Origin of the sequence: Salmonella sp. SSDFZ54 (assembly GCF_004010735.1) — a bacterium.
Classification (GTDB): domain Bacteria; phylum Pseudomonadota; class Gammaproteobacteria; order Enterobacterales; family Enterobacteriaceae; genus Salmonella; species Salmonella enterica.
Genome location: NZ_CP034819.1, coordinates 4,486,845 through 4,502,852, shown reverse-complemented (window position 1 = coordinate 4,502,852; position 16,008 = coordinate 4,486,845). Strand labels below are relative to the sequence as shown.

Sequence of the window (16,008 nt, the reverse complement as noted above, 5' to 3'; positions counted from 1 at the left end):
TGAAAATAACAATCAATAGGTATGATGATGAAAGAAGATCAGAAAAATAAAATACCCGAAGACATTCTGAAACAGCTATTATCCGTTGATCCGGAAACCGTTTATGCCAGTGGTTACGCCTCATGGCAGGAGGGGGATTATTCGCGCGCCGTAATCGATTTTAGCTGGCTGGTGATGGCCCAGCCATGGAGTTGGCGTGCCCATATTGCATTGGCTGGCACCTGGATGATGCTTAAAGAATACACGACGGCCATTAATTTCTATGGACATGCCTTAATGCTGGATGCCAGCCATCCAGAACCGGTTTACCAAACGGGCGTCTGTCTCAAAATGATGGGGGAACCCGGGTTGGCGAGAGAGGCTTTTCAAACCGCAATCAAGATGAGTTATGCGGATGCCTCATGGAGTGAGATTCGCCAGAATGCGCAAATAATGGTTGATACTCTTATTGCTTAAATAACAGAACGAAATATGAAAATTCATATTCCGTCAGCGGCAAGTAATATAGTAGATGGTAATAGTCCTCCTTCCGATATACAAGCGAAGGAGGCATCGTTTCCTCCCCCTGAAATTCCAGCCCCTGGCACCCCCGCAGCCCCAGTGCTGCTTACGCCTGAACAAATAAGGCAGCAGAGGGATTATGCGATACATTTTATGCAATACACTATTCGTGCGCTGGGTGCGACAGTCGTGTTTGGATTATCGGTTGCTGCAGCGGTAATTTCTGGCGGGGCAGGATTACCCATTGCTATTCTTGCGGGGGCGGCGCTCGTGATTGCTATTGGGGACGCTTGCTGTGCGTATCATAATTATCAATTGATATGTCAGCAAAAGGAGCCGTTACAAACCGCCAGTGATAGCGTTGCTCTTGTGGTCAGTGCGCTGGCCTTAAAATGTGGGGCAAGTCTTAACTGCGCTAACACCCTTGCTAATTGTCTTTCTTTATTAATACGTTCAGGAATCGCTATTTCTATGTTGGTTTTACCCCTACAGTTTCCACTGCCCGCCGCTGAAAATATAGCGGCCTCTTTGGACATGGGGAGTGTAATTACCTCCGTTAGCCTGACGGCGATAGGTGCGGTACTGGATTATTGCCTTGCCCGCCCCTCTGGCGACGATCAGGAAAATTCTGTTGATGAACTTCATGCCGATCCCAGTGCGTTATTGGCGGAACAAATGGCATCGCTCTGTCAATCTGCTACTGCACCTGCATTAATGGACAGTTCTGGTCATACATCTCGGGGAGAACCATGAAACCTGTTAGCCCAAATGCTCAGGTAGCAGGGCAACGTCCTGTTAACGCGCCTGAGGAATCACCTCCATGTCCCTCATTGCCACATCCGGAAACCAATATGGAGAGTGGTAGAGTAGGTCCTCAACAAGGAAATGAGCGGTTATTGGCCGGACTTGCGAAACGAGTGATAGAGTGTTTTCCAAAAGAAATTTTTAGTTGGCAAACGGTCATTTTGGGCGGACAGATTTTATGCTGTTCCGCTGGAATAGCATTAACAGTGCTAAGTGGTGGAGGCGCACCGCTCTTAGCCCTGGCGGGAATTGGCCTTGCTATTGCCATCGCGGATGTCGCCTGTCTTATCTACCATCATAAACATCATTTGCCTATGGCTCACGACAGTATAGGCAATGCCGTTTTTTATATTGCTAATTGTTTCGCCAATCAACGCAAAAGTATGGCGATTGCTAAAGCCGTCTCCCTGGGCGGTAGATTAGCCTTAACAGCGACGGTAATGACGCATTCATACTGGAGTGGTAGTTTGGGACTACAGCTTCATTTATTAGAGCGTCTTAATGATATTACCTACGGACTAATGGGTTTTACTCGCTTCGGTATGGATGGGATGGCAATGACCGGTATGCAGGTCAGCAGCCCATTATATCGTTTGCTGGCTCAGGTGACGCCAGAACAACGTGCGCCGGAGTAATCGTTTTCAGGTATATACCGGATGTTCATTGCTTTCTAAATTTTGCTATGTTGCCAGTATCCTTATGATGTTTTTATTTTAAGGAAAAGCATTATGGATATTGCACAATTAGTGGATATGCTCTCCCACATGGCGCACCAGGCAGGTCAGGCCATTAATGACAAAATGAATGGTAATGATTTGCTCAACCCAGAATCGATGATTAAAGCGCAATTTGCCTTACAGCAGTATTCTACATTTATTAATTACGAAAGTTCACTGATCAAAATGATCAAGGATATGCTTAGTGGAATCATTGCTAAAATCTGAAGTTATTAGCGACGATGTTCGACGGTTGCTGCTGGAAATCATGTTTGCGGGCGTTAACCATAGCCTGATTTCCCAGGTACATGCGATGTTACCAGCGCTAACGGTTATTGTTCCGGATAAAAAATTACAGTTGGTATGTCTGGCATTATTGTTGGCGGGTTTAAATGAGCCGCTAAAAGCCGCGAAAATTTTATCGGATATCGATTTGCCAGAGGCTATGGCGCTGCGTCTGTTATTTCCTGCACCAAATGAGGGGTTTGAAAATTGAATATTTCTGATATGAGCGTAGTGCCTGTAAGCACTCAATCTTATGTAAAGTCCTCTGCAGAACCGAGCCAGGAGCAAATTAATTTTTTTGAACAATTGCTGAAAGATGATGCATCCACCAGTAACGCCAGCGCTTTATTACCGCAGGTTATGTTGACCAGGCAAATGGATTATATGCAGTTAACGGTAGGCGTCGATTATCTTGCCAGAATATCAGGCGCAGCATCGCAAGCGCTTAATAAGCTGGATAACATGGCATGAAGGTTCATCGTATAGTATTTCTTACTGTCCTTACGTTCTTTCTTACGGCATGTGATGTGGATCTTTATCGCTCATTGCCAGAAGATGAGGCGAATCAAATGCTGGCATTACTTATGCAGCATCATATTGATGCGGAAAAAAAACAGGAAGAGGATGGTGTAACCTTACGTGTCGAGCAGTCGCAGTTTATTAATGCGGTTGAGCTACTTAGACTTAACGGTTATCCGCATCGGCAGTTTACAACGGCGGATAAGATGTTTCCGGCTAATCAGTTAGTGGTATCCCCCCAGGAAGAACAGCAGAAGATTAATTTTTTAAAAGAACAAAGAATTGAAGGAATGCTGAGTCAGATGGAGGGCGTAATTAATGCAAAAGTGACCATTGCGCTACCGACTTATGATGAGGGAAGTAACGCTTCTCCGAGCTCAGTTGCCGTATTTATAAAATATTCACCTCAGGTCAATATGGAGGCCTTTCGGGTAAAAATTAAAGATTTAATAGAGATGTCAATCCCTGGGTTGCAATACAGTAAGATTAGTATCTTGATGCAGCCTGCTGAATTCAGAATGGTATCTGACGTACCCGCGAGACAAACATTCTGGATTATGGACGTGATCAACGCCAATAAAGGGAAGGTGGTGAAGTGGTTGATGAAATACCCTTATCAGTTGATGTTATCGTTGACAGGACTGTTATTAGGAGTGGGCATCCTGATCGGCTATTTTTGCCTGAGACGCCGTTTTTGAGTCGACCTGATCCCGAGGTGTTGCAACTTTATCGTTATTTCTGGCAACCTGCTCGTTACGCTGTACCGGAATGGCTGGATAAGCTGGGTTTTCATCCTTCAAACTGCTGGCGTTATGGCGATCGGCCCGAGCTGGATCGTCTTCTTGACAGAGCGTTAAATAGACTAAGGGGAAGCTCTGTTATTCCAGCCTGTTTAAATGACAGGCAAAAACGGCAGGTTCGTCTTGCGCCGCGTATATCGGCATTTGCCTTTGGGCTGGGATTATTCAAACTCAGGTGTAGTGACTATTTTATGCTACCAGAGTATCGGCAATTGCTTCTACAGTGGTTTAGCGAGGATGAGATCTGGCAGCTATATGGTTGGTTGGGGCAAAAAGATGGCAAATTACTTCCTCCGCAAGTGATGCAACAAACTGCATTGCAGATCGGTACCGCCATTCTTAATCGGGAAGCGCATGATGATGCGGTTTTACATGCGCTATTAGTATTATTACCCCCTCCGCAGCGTATACTTTGGCCGAAGACTTCTCTTACCGAGATTATCTTCATGGAGCATTTGCTATGAGTTTTACTTCACTTCCTCTGACGGAAATTAACCATAAGCTACCCGCTCGAAATATTATTGAGTCACCGTGGATAACATTACAATTAACTTTATTTGCACAAGAGCAACAAGCTAAGAGAGTTTCACATGCTATTGTGAGCTCCGCTTACCGTAAGGCTGAAAAAATCATCCGAGACGCCTATCGTTATCAGCGTGAACAGAAAGTTGAGCAGCAACAAGAACTAGCGTGGTTGCGTAAAAATACGCTGGAAAAAATGGAAGTGGAATGGCTGGAACAGCATGTAAAACATTTACAAGAAGATGAAAATCAATTTCGTTCATTGGTCGATCAAGCAGCGCATCATATTAAAAATAGTATAGAACAGGTTCTGTTGGCCTGGTTCGACCAACAGTCGGTAGACAGTGTTATGTGCCATCGTCTGGCACGCCAGGCCACGGCTATGGCGGAAGAGGGAGCGCTTTATTTGCGTATTCATCCTGAAAAAGAGGCATTGATGCGTGAAACTTTTGGCAAGCGGTTTACGTTGATTATCGAGCCTGGTTTCTCTCCCGATCAGGCTGAACTTTCCTCAACACGATATGCCGTTGAATTTTCACTTTCTCGTCATTTCAACGCGTTACTGAAATGGTTACGTAATGGTGAAGATAAAAGAGGTAGCGATGAATATTAAAATTAATGAGATAAAAATGACGCCCCCTACAGCATTTACCCCTGGTCAGGTTATAGAGGAACAGGAGGTTATTTCGCCTTCAATGTTAGCTCTCCAGGAGTTACAGGAAACGACGGGGGCAGCGCTCTATGAGACGATGGAAGAAATAGGAATGGCGCTGAGTGGTAAACTGCGCGAAAGTTATAAATTCACGGATGCTGAGAAACTGGAGCGCAGACAGCAGGCTTTGCTGCGTTTGATAAAACAAATACAGGAGGATAATGGGGCAACGTTGCGTCCGCTTACCGAAGAGAATAGTGATCCTGATTTACAGAATGCGTATCAAATTATCGCTCTTGCAATGGCGCTTACTGCCGACGGGTTGTCAAAAAAGAAAAAACGCGATTTGCAATCGCAACTGGATACGCTTACAGCGGAGGAGGGATGGGAACTTGCCGTTTTTAGTTTACTGGAACTTGGCGAAGTGGATACCGCTACGCTGTCCTCGCTGAAGCGTTTTATGCAACAGGCGATAGACAACGATGAAATGCCCTTATCGCAGTGGTTCAGACGCGTGGCAGACTGGCCGGATCGCTGTGAACGGGTCCGTATTTTGCTAAGAGCCATAGCCTTTGAACTTAGCATATGCATCGAACCCTCGGAGCAAAGTCGTTTGGCCGCAGCATTAGTACGTTTGCGTCGTTTGTTGTTATTCCTTGGCCTTGAAAAAGAGTGCCAGCGTGAGGAGTGGATTTGCCAGTTGCCGCCTAATACATTACTGCCGCTACTACTCGATATCATTTGTGAGCGTTGGCTTTTCAGTGATTGGTTGCTTGATAGACTTACCGCTATAGTTTGTTCATCGAAGATGTTCAATCGGTTACTCCAACAACTTGATGCGCAGTTTATGCTGATACCCGATAACTGTTTTAACGACGAAGATCAACGTGAACAAATTCTCGAAACGCTTCGTGAAGTAAAGGTAAATCAGGTTTTATTCTGATACCTGGCTTTCAATATTTAGGTAAATTGGCGTTCTGGCTCATCATGAGGCGGCAGGATGGATTGGGATCTTATTACTGAACGTAATATTCAGCTTTTTATTCAATTAGCAGGATTAGCTGAACGGCCTTTAGCAACCAATATGTTCTGGCGGCAAGGACAATATGAAACCTATCTAAACTATCATAACGGTCGTATTCACTTATGTCAGATACTCAAGCAAACCTTCTTAGACGAAGATCTGCTTTTTAAAGCCTTAACTCACTGGAAACCTGCAGCGTTCCAGGGTATTCCTCAGCGATTATTTTTGTTGCGCGATGGGCTTGCAATGAGCTGTTCTCCTCCTCTTTCCAGCTCCGCCGAGCTCTGGTTACGATTACATCATCGACAAATAAAATTTCTGGAGTCGCAATGCGTTCATGGTTAGGTGAGGGAATCAGGGCGCAACAGTGGCTCAGTGTATGCGCGGGTCGGCAGGATATGGTTCTGGCGACGGTGTTATTAATCGCTATTGTGATGATGCTGTTACCTTTACCGACTTGGATGGTTGATATCCTGATTACTATCAACCTTATGTTTTCAGTGATCCTGCTCTTAATTGCTATTTATCTTAGTGACCCTCTCGATTTATCGGTATTTCCGTCTTTATTACTTATTACTACATTATATCGTTTGTCACTCACAATCAGCACATCACGGCTGGTACTGTTACAACATAATGCCGGTAATATTGTGGATGCTTTCGGTAAGTTTGTCGTAGGAGGAAATCTCACCGTTGGGCTGGTCGTATTTACCATCATTACTATCGTGCAGTTTATTGTCATTACAAAAGGTATCGAGAGGGTGGCGGAAGTTAGCGCGCGTTTCTCGCTTGATGGGATGCCAGGCAAACAAATGAGTATCGATGGCGATTTGCGTGCCGGAGTTATCGATGCAGACCATGCCCGTACATTAAGACAGCACGTCCAGCAGGAAAGCCGTTTTCTCGGTGCGATGGACGGTGCGATGAAATTTGTTAAAGGCGATACGATTGCCGGTATTATTGTTGTTCTGGTGAACATTATCGGCGGTATCATTATCGCTATCGTACAATATGATATGTCGATGAGTGAGGCTGTTCACACTTATAGCGTACTGTCAATCGGAGATGGTTTATGTGGGCAAATTCCATCGCTGCTGATTTCCCTTAGCGCGGGAATTATTGTCACCCGTGTTCCGGGTGAGAAACGCCAGAACCTGGCGACAGAGTTGAGTTCTCAAATTGCCAGACAACCTCAGTCGCTCATATTAACCGCTGTGGTTTTAATGCTCCTCGCTTTAATTCCTGGCTTTCCTTTTATCACTCTCGCTTTCTTTTCAGCGTTGTTAGCATTGCCAATTATCCTCATTCGCCGCAAAAAGTCTGTGGTTTCCGCAAATGGCGTCGAAGCACCGGAAAAAGATAGTATGGTTCCCGGCGCATGTCCTCTAATCTTACGTCTTACCCCGACGTTACATTCTGCCGACCTGATTCGTGATATTGACGCCATGAGATGGTTTTTATTTGAGGATACCGGCGTCCCTCTCCCTGAGGTGAATATTGAGATTTTGCCTGAACCCACCGAAAAATTGACGGTACTGCTATATCAGGAACCCGTATTTAGTTTATCTATTCCCGCCCAGGCGGATTATTTATTGATAGGCGCGGACGCTAGTGTGGTGGGTGACAGCCAGACGTTACCGAACGGGATGGGACAGATCTGTTGGCTTACAAAAGAGATGGCCCATAAGGCGCAAGGTTTTGGACTGGACGTTTTCGCGGGCAGCCAACGTATCTCTGCCTTATTAAAATGTGTCCTGCTTCGGCATATGGGAGAGTTTATTGGTGTTCAGGAAACGCGTTATCTAATGAATGCGATGGAAAAAAACTACTCTGAGCTGGTGAAAGAGCTTCAACGCCAGTTACCCATTAATAAAATCGCTGAAACTTTGCAGCGGCTTGTATCAGAGCGGGTTTCTATTAGAGATTTACGTCTTATTTTCGGCACCTTAATTGACTGGGCGCCACGTGAAAAAGATGTCCTGATGTTGACAGAATATGTCCGTATCGCGCTTCGCCGTCATATTCTGCGTCGTCTTAATCCGGAAGGAAAACCGCTGCCGATTTTGCGGATCGGCGAAGGTATTGAGAACCTCGTGCGTGAATCCATTCGCCAGACGGCAATGGGGACCTATACTGCGCTGTCGTCTCGTCATAAGACGCAGATCCTGCAACTTATCGAGCAGGCGCTGAAGCAGTCAGCCAAATTATTCATTGTCACTTCTGTCGACACCCGACGTTTCTTGCGAAAAATTACAGAAGCCACCTTGTTCGACGTACCGATTTTGTCATGGCAGGAATTAGGAGAGGAGAGCCTTATACAAGTGGTAGAAAGTATTGACCTTAGCGAAGAGGAGTTGGCGGACAATGAAGAATGAATTGATGCAACGTCTGAGGCTGAAATATCCGCCCCCCGATGGTTATTGTCGATGGGGCCGAATTCAGGATGTCAGCGCAACGTTGTTAAATGCGTGGTTGCCTGGGGTATTTATGGGCGAGTTGTGCTGTATAAAGCCTGGGGAAGAACTTGCTGAAGTCGTGGGGATTAATGGCAGCAAAGCTTTGCTATCTCCTTTTACGAGTACTATCGGGCTTCACTGCGGGCAGCAAGTGATGGCCTTAAGGCGACGCCATCAGATTCCCGTGGGCGAAGCGTTATTAGGGCGAGTCATTGATGGTTTTGGTCGTCCCCTTGATGGCTGCGAACTGCCCGACGTCTGCTGGAAAGACTATGATGCAATGCCTCCTCCCGCAATGGTTCGACAGCCTATCACTCAACCATTAATGACGGGGATTCGCGCTATTGATAGCGTTGCGACCTGTGGCGAAGGGCAACGAGTGGGTATTTTTTCTGCTCCTGGCGTGGGGAAAAGCACGCTTCTGGCGATGCTGTGTAATGCTCCAGACGCAGACAGCAATGTTCTGGTGTTAATTGGTGAGCGTGGACGAGAAGTCCGCGAATTCATCGATTTTACACTGTCTGAAGAGACCCGAAAACGTTGTGTCATTGTTGTCGCAACCTCTGACAGACCCGCCTTAGAGCGCGTGAGGGCGCTGTTTGTGGCCACCACGATAGCAGAATTTTTTCGCGATAATGGAAAGCGAGTCGTCTTGCTTGCCGACTCACTGACGCGTTATGCCAGGGCCGCGCGGGAAATCGCTCTGGCCGCCGGAGAGACCGCAGTTTCTGGAGAATATCCGCCAGGCGTATTTAGTGCATTGCCACGACTTTTAGAACGTACAGGAATGGGAGAAAAAGGCAGTATTACCGCATTTTATACGGTACTGGTGGAAGGTGATGATATGAATGAGCCGTTGGCGGATGAAGTCCGTTCACTGCTTGACGGACATATTGTGCTATCCCGACGGCTTGCAGAGAGGGGGCATTATCCTGCCATTGACGTGTTGGCAACGCTCAGCCGCGTTTTTCCAGTCGTTACCAGCCATGAGCATCGTCAACTGGCGGCGATATTGCGACGGTGCCTGGCGCTTTACCAGGAGGTTGAACTATTAATACGCATTGGGGAATACCAGCGAGGAGTTGATACTGATACTGACAAAGCCATTGATACCTATCCGGATATTTGCACATTTTTGCGACAAAGTAAGGATGAAGTATGCGGACCCGAGCTACTCATAGAAAAATTACACCAAATCCTCACCGAGTGATCATGGAAACTTTGCTGGAGATAATCGCGCGGCGTGAAAAGCAATTACGCGGCAAACTTACCGTACTTGATCAGCAGCAACAGGCGATTATTACGGAACAGCAGATTTGCCAGACGCGCGCTTTAGCAGTGTCTACCAGACTGAAAGAATTAATGGGCTGGCAAGGTACGTTATCTTGTCATTTATTGTTGGATAAGAAACAACAAATGGCCGGGTTATTCACTCAGGCGCAGAGCTTTTTGACGCAACGGCAGCAGTTAGAGAATCAGTATCAGCAGCTTGTCTCCCGGCGAAGCGAATTACAGAAGAATTTTAATGCGCTTATGAAAAAGAAAGAAAAAATTACTATGGTATTAAGCGATGCGTATTACCAAAGTTGAGGGAAGTCTTGGGTTGCCATGCCAGTCTTATCAGGATGAGAATGAGGCGGAGGCGGAACGTATGGACTTTGAACAACTCATGCACCAGGCATTACCCATTGGTGAGAATAATCCTCCTGCAACATTGCATAAAAACGTGGTTTTCACGCAACGTTATCGTGTTAGTGGCGGTTATCTTGACGGTGTAGAGTGTGAAGTATGTGAATCAGGGGGGCTAATCCAGCTAAAAATCAATGTCCCTCATCATGAAATTTACCGTTCGATGAAAGCGCTAAAGCAGTGGCTGGAGTCTCAGTTGCTGCATATGGGGTATATAATTTCCCTGGAGATATTCTATGTTAAGAATAGCGAATGAAGAGCGTCCGTGGATGGAGATGCTTCCAACGCAAGGCGCTACCATTGGTGAGCTGACATTGAGTATGCAACAATATCCAGTACAGCAAGGGACGTTATTTACCATACATTATCATAATGAGCTGGGTAGGGTGTGGATTGCAGAACAATGCTGGCAGCGCTGGTGTGAAGGGTTAATTGGTACCGCTAATCGATCGGTTATCGATCCTGAATTGCTATATGGAATAGCTGAATGGGGGCTGGCGCCGTTATTGCAAGCCAGTGATGCAACCCTCTGTCAGAACGAACCGCCAACATCCTGCAGTAATCTACCACATCAGCTAGCGTTGCATATTAAATGGACAGTTGAAGAACATGAGTTCCATAGCATTATTTTTACATGGCCAACGGGTTTTTTGCGCAATATAGTCGGAGAGCTTTCTGCTGAGCGTCAACAGATTTATCCTGCCCCTCCTGTGGTAGTCCCTGTATATTCAGGCTGGTGCCAGCTTACATTAATCGAACTTGAGTCTATCGAAATCGGCATGGGCGTTCGGATTCATTGCTTCGGCGACATCAGACTCGGTTTTTTTGCTATTCAACTACCTGGGGGAATCTACGCAAGGGTGTTGCTGACAGAGGATAACACGATGAAATTTGACGAATTAGTCCAGGATATCGAAACGCTACTTGCGTCAGGGAGCCCAATGTCAAAGAGTGACGGAACGTCTTCAGTCGAACTTGAGCAGATACCACAACAGGTGCTCTTTGAGGTCGGACGTGCGAGTCTGGAAATTGGACAATTACGACAACTTAAAACGGGGGACGTTTTGCCTGTAGGGGGATGTTTTGCGCCAGAGGTGACGATAAGAGTAAATGACCGTATTATTGGGCAAGGTGAGTTGATTGCCTGTGGCAATGAATTTATGGTGCGTATTACACGTTGGTATCTTTGCAAAAATACAGCGTAAACCTGATAAGAAAAATAATATGCGAACAATATAATAGCGTTCCAGGTTGTGTCATGAGAGATACAGTATGTCTTTACCCGATTCGCCTTTGCAACTGATTGGTATATTGTTTCTGCTTTCAATACTGCCTCTCATTATCGTCATGGGAACTTCTTTCCTTAAACTGGCGGTGGTATTTTCGATTTTACGAAATGCTCTGGGTATTCAACAAGTTCCCCCAAATATCGCACTGTATGGCCTTGCGCTTGTACTTTCCTTATTCATTATGGGGCCGACGCTATTAGCTGTAAAAGAGCGCTGGCATCCGGTTCAGGTCGCTGGCGCTCCTTTCTGGACGTCTGAGTGGGACAGTAAAGCATTAGCGCCTTATCGACAGTTTTTGCAAAAAAACTCTGAAGAAAAGGAAGCCAATTATTTTCGGAATTTGATAAAACGAACCTGGCCTGAAGACATAAAAAGAAAGATAAAACCTGATTCTTTGCTCATATTAATTCCGGCATTTACGGTGAGTCAGTTAACGCAGGCATTTCGGATTGGATTACTTATTTATCTTCCCTTTCTGGCTATTGACCTGCTTATTTCAAATATACTGCTGGCTATGGGAATGATGATGGTGTCGCCGATGACCATTTCATTACCGTTTAAGCTGCTAATATTTTTACTGGCAGGCGGTTGGGATCTGACACTGGCGCAATTGGTACAGAGCTTTTCATGAATGATTCTGAATTGACGCAATTTGTAACGCAACTTTTATGGATCGTCCTTTTTACGTCTATGCCGGTGGTGTTGGTGGCATCGGTAGTTGGTGTCATCGTAAGCCTTGTTCAGGCCTTGACTCAAATACAGGACCAAACGCTACAGTTCATGATTAAATTATTGGCAATTGCAATAACCTTAATGGTCAGCTACCCATGGCTTAGCGGTATCCTGTTGAATTATACCCGGCAGATAATGTTACGAATTGGAGAGCATGGTTGAATGGCACAACAGGTAAATGAGTGGCTTATTGCATTGGCTGTGGCTTTTATTCGACCATTGAGCCTTTCTTTATTACTTCCCTTATTAAAAAGTGGCAGTTTAGGGGCCGCACTTTTACGTAATGGCGTGCTTATGTCACTTACCTTTCCGATATTACCAATCATTTACCAGCAGAAGATTATGATGCATATTGGTAAAGATTACAGTTGGTTAGGGTTAGTCACCGGAGAGGTGATTATTGGTTTTTTAATTGGGTTTTGTGCGGCGGTTCCCTTTTGGGCCGTTGATATGGCGGGGTTTCTGCTTGATACTTTACGTGGCGCGACAATGGGTACGATATTCAATTCTACAATGGAAGCTGAAACCTCACTTTTTGGCTTGCTTTTCAGCCAGTTTTTGTGTGTTATTTTCTTTATAAGCGGCGGCATGGAGTTTATATTAAATATTCTGTATGAGTCATATCAATATTTACCACCAGGGCGTACTTTATTATTTGACCGGCAATTTTTAAAATATATCCAGGCAGAGTGGAGAACGCTTTATCAATTATGCATCAGCTTCTCTCTTCCTGCCATAATATGTATGGTATTAGCCGATCTGGCTTTAGGTCTTTTAAATCGGTCGGCACAACAATTGAATGTGTTTTTCTTCTCAATGCCGCTCAAAAGTATATTGGTTCTACTGACGCTCCTGATCTCATTCCCTTATGCTCTTCATCACTATTTGGTTGAAAGCGATAAATTTTATATTTATCTAAAAGACTGGTTTCCATCTGTATGAGCGAGAAAACAGAACAGCCTACAGAAAAGAAATTACGTGATGGCCGTAAGGAAGGGCAGGTTGTCAAAAGTATTGAAATAACATCATTATTTCAGCTGATTGCGCTTTATTTGTATTTTCATTTCTTTACTGAAAAGATGATTTTGATACTGATTGAGTCAATAACTTTCACATTACAATTAGTAAATAAACCATTTTCTTATGCATTAACGCAATTGAGTCATGCTTTAATAGAGTCATTGACTTCTGCACTGCTGTTTCTGGGCGCTGGGGTAATAGTTGCTACTGTGGGTAGCGTGTTTCTTCAGGTGGGGGTGGTTATTGCCAGCAAGGCCATTGGTTTTAAAAGCGAGCACATAAATCCGGTAAGTAATTTTAAGCAGATATTCTCTTTACATAGCGTAGTAGAATTATGTAAATCCAGCCTGAAAGTTATCATGTTATCTCTTATCTTTGCCTTTTTCTTTTATTATTATGCCAGTACTTTTCGGGCGCTACCGTACTGTGGGTTAGTCTGTGGTCTGCTTGTGGTTTCTTCTTTAATAAAATGGTTATGGGTAGGGGTAATGGCTTTTTATATCGTCGTTGGCATACTGGACTATTCTTTTCAATATTATAAGATTAGAAAAGATCTAAAAATGAGTAAAGATGACGTAAAACAGGAGCATAAAGATCTGGAGGGCGATCCTCAAATGAAGACACGGCGTCGGGAAATGCAGAGTGAAATACAGAGTGGGAGTTTAGCTCAATCTGTTAAACAATCTGTTGCGGTAGTGCGTAATCCAACGCATATTGCGGTTTGTCTCGGCTATCATCCCACCGATATGCCAATACCACGCGTTCTGGAAAAAGGCAGTGATGCTCAAGCTAACTATATCGTTAACATCGCTGAACGCAACTGCATCCCCGTTGTTGAAAATGTTGAGCTGGCCCGCTCATTATTTTTTGAAGTGGAACGCGGAGATAAAATTCCTGAAACGTTATTTGAACCCGTTGCAGCCTTGTTACGTATGGTGATGAAGATAGATTATGCGCATTCTACCGAAACACCATAAATGCCTTTGGTATGCTTCTTCAGGCCACTGCGAAGGTTAAGAGGGGTAATACAGTATAGAGCAGCGCTTGACGATAAAGATGAGAGACTGAAAATAATCGCTTTTAGCCTGGCACAAGCACCAGATAGCGTATTTTAAAATTAAACAAGATAATGGATTGGTGCGTCTGAATGGACTCGAACCATCGACCCCCACCATGTCAAGGTGGTGCTCTAACCAACTGAGCTACAGACGCATTAAAATGATGGTGCGTTCAATTGGACTCGAACCAACGACCCCCACCATGTCAAGGTGGTGCTCTAACCAACTGAGCTATGAACGCAACGTTGTAGGTGACAACGGGGACGAATATTAGCGTCACAACTGCAATGAGGCAAGAGGGAAATCGCAATTTTCTTCCTGAAATCACCTGATTGCGGTGGAAATATGCAACATGTCGAGAAAATAGCCGCCATGCGACGGCTATCGTCGTATTATCGCGCAGCGCGCTGCAAAATGATGGCGGACGGCTGACGTTGTAGATAGCGCATCCGTAGCATCATTAACACCGCCGCCGAGGTCAGGCCGATGATGAACCCCATCCAGAAGCCTGCCGGTCCCATACGATCCACCACCAGATCCGTTAACGCCAGGATATAACCGCTGGGTAAACCTAACACCCAGTAGGCGGTAAAGGTGATAAAAAAGATGGAACGCGTATCTTTATAACCGCGCAGAATACCGCTGCCGATAACCTGTATAGAGTCGGAAATCTGGTAAACCGCAGCGAGCAGCATTAATTGCGCGGCAAGCGCCACGACCTCAGGGTTGTCATTGTAGAGCAAAGCAATATGCTTACGCAGAGTCACGGTAAAGATCGCGGTAACCACAGCCATACAAATGCCAACGCCTAAACCGGTACGCGCTGCGGTTTGCGCATCCAGCGTTGAGCCCTGGCCCAGACGATAACCCACTCGAATCGTTACCGCCGCAGCCAGCGACATCGGCAGCACGAACATCAGCGAGCTAAAGTTAAGCGCAATCTGATGACCCGCGACATCCACAATACCTAATGGCGAAACCAGCAGCGCAACGACCGCAAACAACGTCACTTCAAAGAACAGCGCCAGCGCAATCGGCAACCCTAGTTGAATCAGGCGCTTCATGACGACGCTATCAGGTTTGCCAAAGCCTGTTTCATTACGAATATCACGCATTGAACGCGCGTGTTTAATGTAAGAAAGCATGGCGATAAACATCACCCAATAGACCGCTGCGGTCGCAACGCCGCAGCCGATACCGCCGAGTTCAGGCATACCAAAATGGCCATAGATAAAAATATAGTTCACCGGAATATTCACCAGCAGGCCCAAAAATCCCATCACCATACCCGGTTTGGTTTTGGCCAGACCTTCGCACTGGTTTCGCGCTACCTGAAAGAAAAGGTATCCTGGCGCGCCCCACAGCAGCGCGCGAAGATAACCCACGGCTTTATCGGCCAGCGCCGGATCAATATTATGCATGGAGCGGATAATGTATCCGGCATTCCACAAGACGATCATCACCAGCACGGAGACAAAGCCCGCCAGCCAGAACCCTTGTCGAACCTGATGCGCGATACGCTCACGGCGGCCGGAGCCATTGAGTTGCGCAATCACAGGCGTCAAGGCCAGCAGTAAGCCGTGACCAAACAAAATGGCGGGAAGCCAGATAGAGGTGCCGATAGCGACGGCAGCCATGTCCGTAGCGCTATAGCCTCCCGCCATGACGGTATCGACGAATCCCATTGCGGTCTGTGCCACTTGCGCAAGGATCACCGGTATCGCTAACGCTAATAACTGACGCGCTTCACTGGTATACTTCTGCACGTATTCACCTTTTATTTTGTTGTTATATGAAAGACTAAAAAGCCGCCGTAGTGGCAGCCAAAAGAAATAGCAGGGGAAATTTCAGTCTATTGTAGCGGGGTATTACTATTTCTCCAGCGAAAAAACAGTTGTTAACGGCGCATTGCTGGCAAGCTGTTTTTCCACCTGCTATTGT

At 45.7% G+C, this 16,008-nt stretch carries 21 protein-coding genes and 2 tRNA genes; 20 read left to right on the top strand and 3 right to left on the bottom strand.

All coding sequences use genetic code 11. The annotated features are described in order from the left end of the window. Positions 1-21: 21 nt before the first annotated feature. The 20 genes from sscB to ssaU all read left to right on the top strand — a co-directional run bounded on the left by sscB (position 22) and on the right by ssaU (position 13,986). The gene (sscB, locus tag EOS97_RS22400; protein ID WP_000979963.1) at positions 22-456 is read left to right on the top strand and encodes a SycD/LcrH family type III secretion system chaperone SscB; all 435 of its coding nucleotides are present in this window, start codon (positions 22-24) and stop codon (positions 454-456) included. A 15-nt stretch (positions 457-471) separates the two neighbouring features. Beyond that, positions 472-1,254, top strand: coding sequence for a type III secretion systems effector SseF (gene sseF / locus EOS97_RS22395; RefSeq protein ID WP_000690708.1), 783 nt, complete (start codon positions 472-474; stop codon positions 1,252-1,254). Continuing rightward, positions 1,251-1,940 (top strand): pathogenicity island 2 effector protein SseG, encoded by a 690-nt coding sequence (sseG, locus tag EOS97_RS22390; protein WP_000805840.1) that lies wholly within the window; start codon positions 1,251-1,253, stop codon positions 1,938-1,940. Before sseF ends, sseG begins: the two co-directional genes overlap by 4 nt. 93 nt (positions 1,941-2,033) lie before the next feature. Continuing rightward, the gene (gene ssaG, locus EOS97_RS22385) at positions 2,034-2,249 is read left to right on the top strand and encodes a type III secretion system needle filament protein SsaG (protein ID WP_000350226.1); all 216 of its coding nucleotides are present in this window, start codon (positions 2,034-2,036) and stop codon (positions 2,247-2,249) included. Further along, the gene (locus EOS97_RS22380; RefSeq protein ID WP_000444713.1) at positions 2,227-2,517 is read left to right on the top strand and encodes an EscG/YscG/SsaH family type III secretion system needle protein co-chaperone; all 291 of its coding nucleotides are present in this window, start codon (positions 2,227-2,229) and stop codon (positions 2,515-2,517) included. The genes ssaG and EOS97_RS22380 overlap by 23 nt, the downstream gene beginning before the upstream one ends. 11 nt (positions 2,518-2,528) lie before the next feature. Further along, a complete protein-coding gene (gene ssaI, locus EOS97_RS22375) occupies positions 2,529-2,777 on the top strand; it encodes a SctI family type III secretion system inner rod subunit SsaI (RefSeq protein WP_023204946.1) in 249 nt (82 codons plus the stop codon). Continuing rightward, complete coding sequence (gene ssaJ / locus EOS97_RS22370; RefSeq protein WP_000862882.1) at positions 2,774-3,523, top strand: SPI-2 type III secretion system apparatus lipoprotein SsaJ; 750 nt, start codon at positions 2,774-2,776, stop codon at positions 3,521-3,523. The genes ssaI and ssaJ overlap by 4 nt, the downstream gene beginning before the upstream one ends. Positions 3,524-3,540: 17 nt before the next feature. Further along, on the top strand, positions 3,541-4,089 hold the full coding sequence (locus EOS97_RS22365; RefSeq protein WP_023194624.1) for a type III secretion system domain-containing protein: 549 nt from the start codon (positions 3,541-3,543) through the stop codon (positions 4,087-4,089). After that, positions 4,086-4,760, top strand: coding sequence for an SPI-2 type III secretion system apparatus protein SsaK (gene ssaK, locus EOS97_RS22360; protein ID WP_000011191.1), 675 nt, complete (start codon positions 4,086-4,088; stop codon positions 4,758-4,760). Before EOS97_RS22365 ends, ssaK begins: the two co-directional genes overlap by 4 nt. Next, positions 4,726-5,742 carry an SPI-2 type III secretion system apparatus protein SsaL gene (gene ssaL, locus EOS97_RS22355; protein ID WP_000238883.1) on the top strand — a complete coding sequence of 339 codons (1,017 nt, stop codon included), beginning with the start codon at positions 4,726-4,728 and terminating at the stop codon, positions 5,740-5,742. Before ssaK ends, ssaL begins: the two co-directional genes overlap by 35 nt. A 57-nt stretch (positions 5,743-5,799) precedes the next feature. Beyond that, positions 5,800-6,168, top strand: coding sequence for an SPI-2 type III secretion system apparatus protein SsaM (ssaM, locus tag EOS97_RS22350; RefSeq protein WP_000383700.1), 369 nt, complete (start codon positions 5,800-5,802; stop codon positions 6,166-6,168). Continuing rightward, positions 6,153-8,198, top strand: coding sequence for an SPI-2 type III secretion system apparatus protein SsaV (ssaV, locus tag EOS97_RS22345; protein ID WP_001258217.1), 2,046 nt, complete (start codon positions 6,153-6,155; stop codon positions 8,196-8,198). Before ssaM ends, ssaV begins: the two co-directional genes overlap by 16 nt. Continuing rightward, positions 8,188-9,489, top strand: coding sequence for a SctN family type III secretion system ATPase SsaN (gene ssaN, locus EOS97_RS22340; RefSeq protein ID WP_000787206.1), 1,302 nt, complete (start codon positions 8,188-8,190; stop codon positions 9,487-9,489). Before ssaV ends, ssaN begins: the two co-directional genes overlap by 11 nt. Positions 9,490-9,491: 2 nt before the next feature. Beyond that, on the top strand, positions 9,492-9,869 hold the full coding sequence (ssaO, locus tag EOS97_RS22335; RefSeq protein ID WP_000449089.1) for an SPI-2 type III secretion system apparatus protein SsaO: 378 nt from the start codon (positions 9,492-9,494) through the stop codon (positions 9,867-9,869). Beyond that, positions 9,850-10,224: an SPI-2 type III secretion system apparatus protein SsaP gene (gene ssaP, locus EOS97_RS22330; protein WP_001223312.1), complete on the top strand. Its 375-nt coding sequence runs from the start codon at positions 9,850-9,852 to the stop codon at positions 10,222-10,224. Before ssaO ends, ssaP begins: the two co-directional genes overlap by 20 nt. Continuing rightward, complete coding sequence (gene ssaQ / locus EOS97_RS22325; RefSeq protein ID WP_000944179.1) at positions 10,205-11,173, top strand: SPI-2 type III secretion system cytoplasmic ring protein SsaQ; 969 nt, start codon at positions 10,205-10,207, stop codon at positions 11,171-11,173. The genes ssaP and ssaQ overlap by 20 nt, the downstream gene beginning before the upstream one ends. 67 nt (positions 11,174-11,240) lie before the next feature. Further along, complete coding sequence (ssaR, locus tag EOS97_RS22320; RefSeq protein WP_000056367.1) at positions 11,241-11,888, top strand: SPI-2 type III secretion system export apparatus protein SsaR; 648 nt, start codon at positions 11,241-11,243, stop codon at positions 11,886-11,888. Next, on the top strand, positions 11,885-12,151 hold the full coding sequence (gene ssas / locus EOS97_RS22315) for an SPI-2 type III secretion system apparatus protein SsaS (protein ID WP_000999982.1): 267 nt from the start codon (positions 11,885-11,887) through the stop codon (positions 12,149-12,151). The genes ssaR and ssas overlap by 4 nt, the downstream gene beginning before the upstream one ends. Continuing rightward, complete coding sequence (ssaT, locus tag EOS97_RS22310; protein ID WP_000068762.1) at positions 12,152-12,931, top strand: SPI-2 type III secretion system apparatus protein SsaT; 780 nt, start codon at positions 12,152-12,154, stop codon at positions 12,929-12,931. It begins immediately after the preceding gene. Next, on the top strand, positions 12,928-13,986 hold the full coding sequence (ssaU, locus tag EOS97_RS22305) for an SPI-2 type III secretion system apparatus protein SsaU (protein ID WP_001291718.1): 1,059 nt from the start codon (positions 12,928-12,930) through the stop codon (positions 13,984-13,986). Before ssaT ends, ssaU begins: the two co-directional genes overlap by 4 nt. Before the next feature lie 158 nt (positions 13,987-14,144). Here the strand turns inward: ssaU and EOS97_RS22300 are convergent. From EOS97_RS22300 to mdtK, 3 genes are all read right to left on the bottom strand, one after another. After that, a tRNA-Val gene (locus tag EOS97_RS22300) sits at positions 14,145-14,221 on the bottom strand. 10 nt (positions 14,222-14,231) lie between these two features. Next, positions 14,232-14,308 (bottom strand) — tRNA-Val (locus EOS97_RS22295). Positions 14,309-14,459: 151 nt separating this feature from the next. After that, positions 14,460-15,833, bottom strand: coding sequence for a multidrug efflux MATE transporter MdtK (gene mdtK / locus EOS97_RS22290; protein ID WP_001175081.1), 1,374 nt, complete (start codon positions 15,831-15,833; stop codon positions 14,460-14,462). Between the last annotated feature and the right edge of the window lie 175 nt (positions 15,834-16,008).

Excerpts from the sequence above, each read along its gene's own strand:
- ssaG (WP_000350226.1), top strand. The coding sequence starts at position 2,034 with ATGGATATTGCACAATTAGTGGATATGCTCTCCCACATGGCGCACCAG.
- ssaJ (WP_000862882.1), top strand. The coding sequence starts at position 2,774 with ATGAAGGTTCATCGTATAGTATTTCTTACTGTCCTTACGTTCTTTCTT.
- ssaL (WP_000238883.1), top strand. The coding sequence starts at position 4,726 with ATGGTGAAGATAAAAGAGGTAGCGATGAATATTAAAATTAATGAGATA.
- ssaR (WP_000056367.1), top strand. The coding sequence starts at position 11,241 with ATGTCTTTACCCGATTCGCCTTTGCAACTGATTGGTATATTGTTTCTG.
- ssaN (WP_000787206.1), top strand. The coding sequence starts at position 8,188 with ATGAAGAATGAATTGATGCAACGTCTGAGGCTGAAATATCCGCCCCCC.
- ssaU (WP_001291718.1), top strand. The coding sequence starts at position 12,928 with ATGAGCGAGAAAACAGAACAGCCTACAGAAAAGAAATTACGTGATGGC.
- ssaM (WP_000383700.1), top strand. The coding sequence starts at position 5,800 with ATGGATTGGGATCTTATTACTGAACGTAATATTCAGCTTTTTATTCAA.
- ssaV (WP_001258217.1), top strand. The coding sequence starts at position 6,153 with ATGCGTTCATGGTTAGGTGAGGGAATCAGGGCGCAACAGTGGCTCAGT.
- ssaP (WP_001223312.1), top strand. The coding sequence starts at position 9,850 with ATGCGTATTACCAAAGTTGAGGGAAGTCTTGGGTTGCCATGCCAGTCT.
- ssaQ (WP_000944179.1), top strand. The coding sequence starts at position 10,205 with ATGTTAAGAATAGCGAATGAAGAGCGTCCGTGGATGGAGATGCTTCCA.
- ssaI (WP_023204946.1), top strand. The coding sequence starts at position 2,529 with ATGAGCGTAGTGCCTGTAAGCACTCAATCTTATGTAAAGTCCTCTGCA.
- ssaT (WP_000068762.1), top strand. The coding sequence starts at position 12,152 with ATGGCACAACAGGTAAATGAGTGGCTTATTGCATTGGCTGTGGCTTTT.
- ssaO (WP_000449089.1), top strand. The coding sequence starts at position 9,492 with ATGGAAACTTTGCTGGAGATAATCGCGCGGCGTGAAAAGCAATTACGC.
- sseF (WP_000690708.1), top strand. The coding sequence starts at position 472 with ATGAAAATTCATATTCCGTCAGCGGCAAGTAATATAGTAGATGGTAAT.
- ssaK (WP_000011191.1), top strand. The coding sequence starts at position 4,086 with ATGAGTTTTACTTCACTTCCTCTGACGGAAATTAACCATAAGCTACCC.
- sseG (WP_000805840.1), top strand. The coding sequence starts at position 1,251 with ATGAAACCTGTTAGCCCAAATGCTCAGGTAGCAGGGCAACGTCCTGTT.
- ssas (WP_000999982.1), top strand. The coding sequence starts at position 11,885 with ATGAATGATTCTGAATTGACGCAATTTGTAACGCAACTTTTATGGATC.
- sscB (WP_000979963.1), top strand. The coding sequence starts at position 22 with ATGATGATGAAAGAAGATCAGAAAAATAAAATACCCGAAGACATTCTG.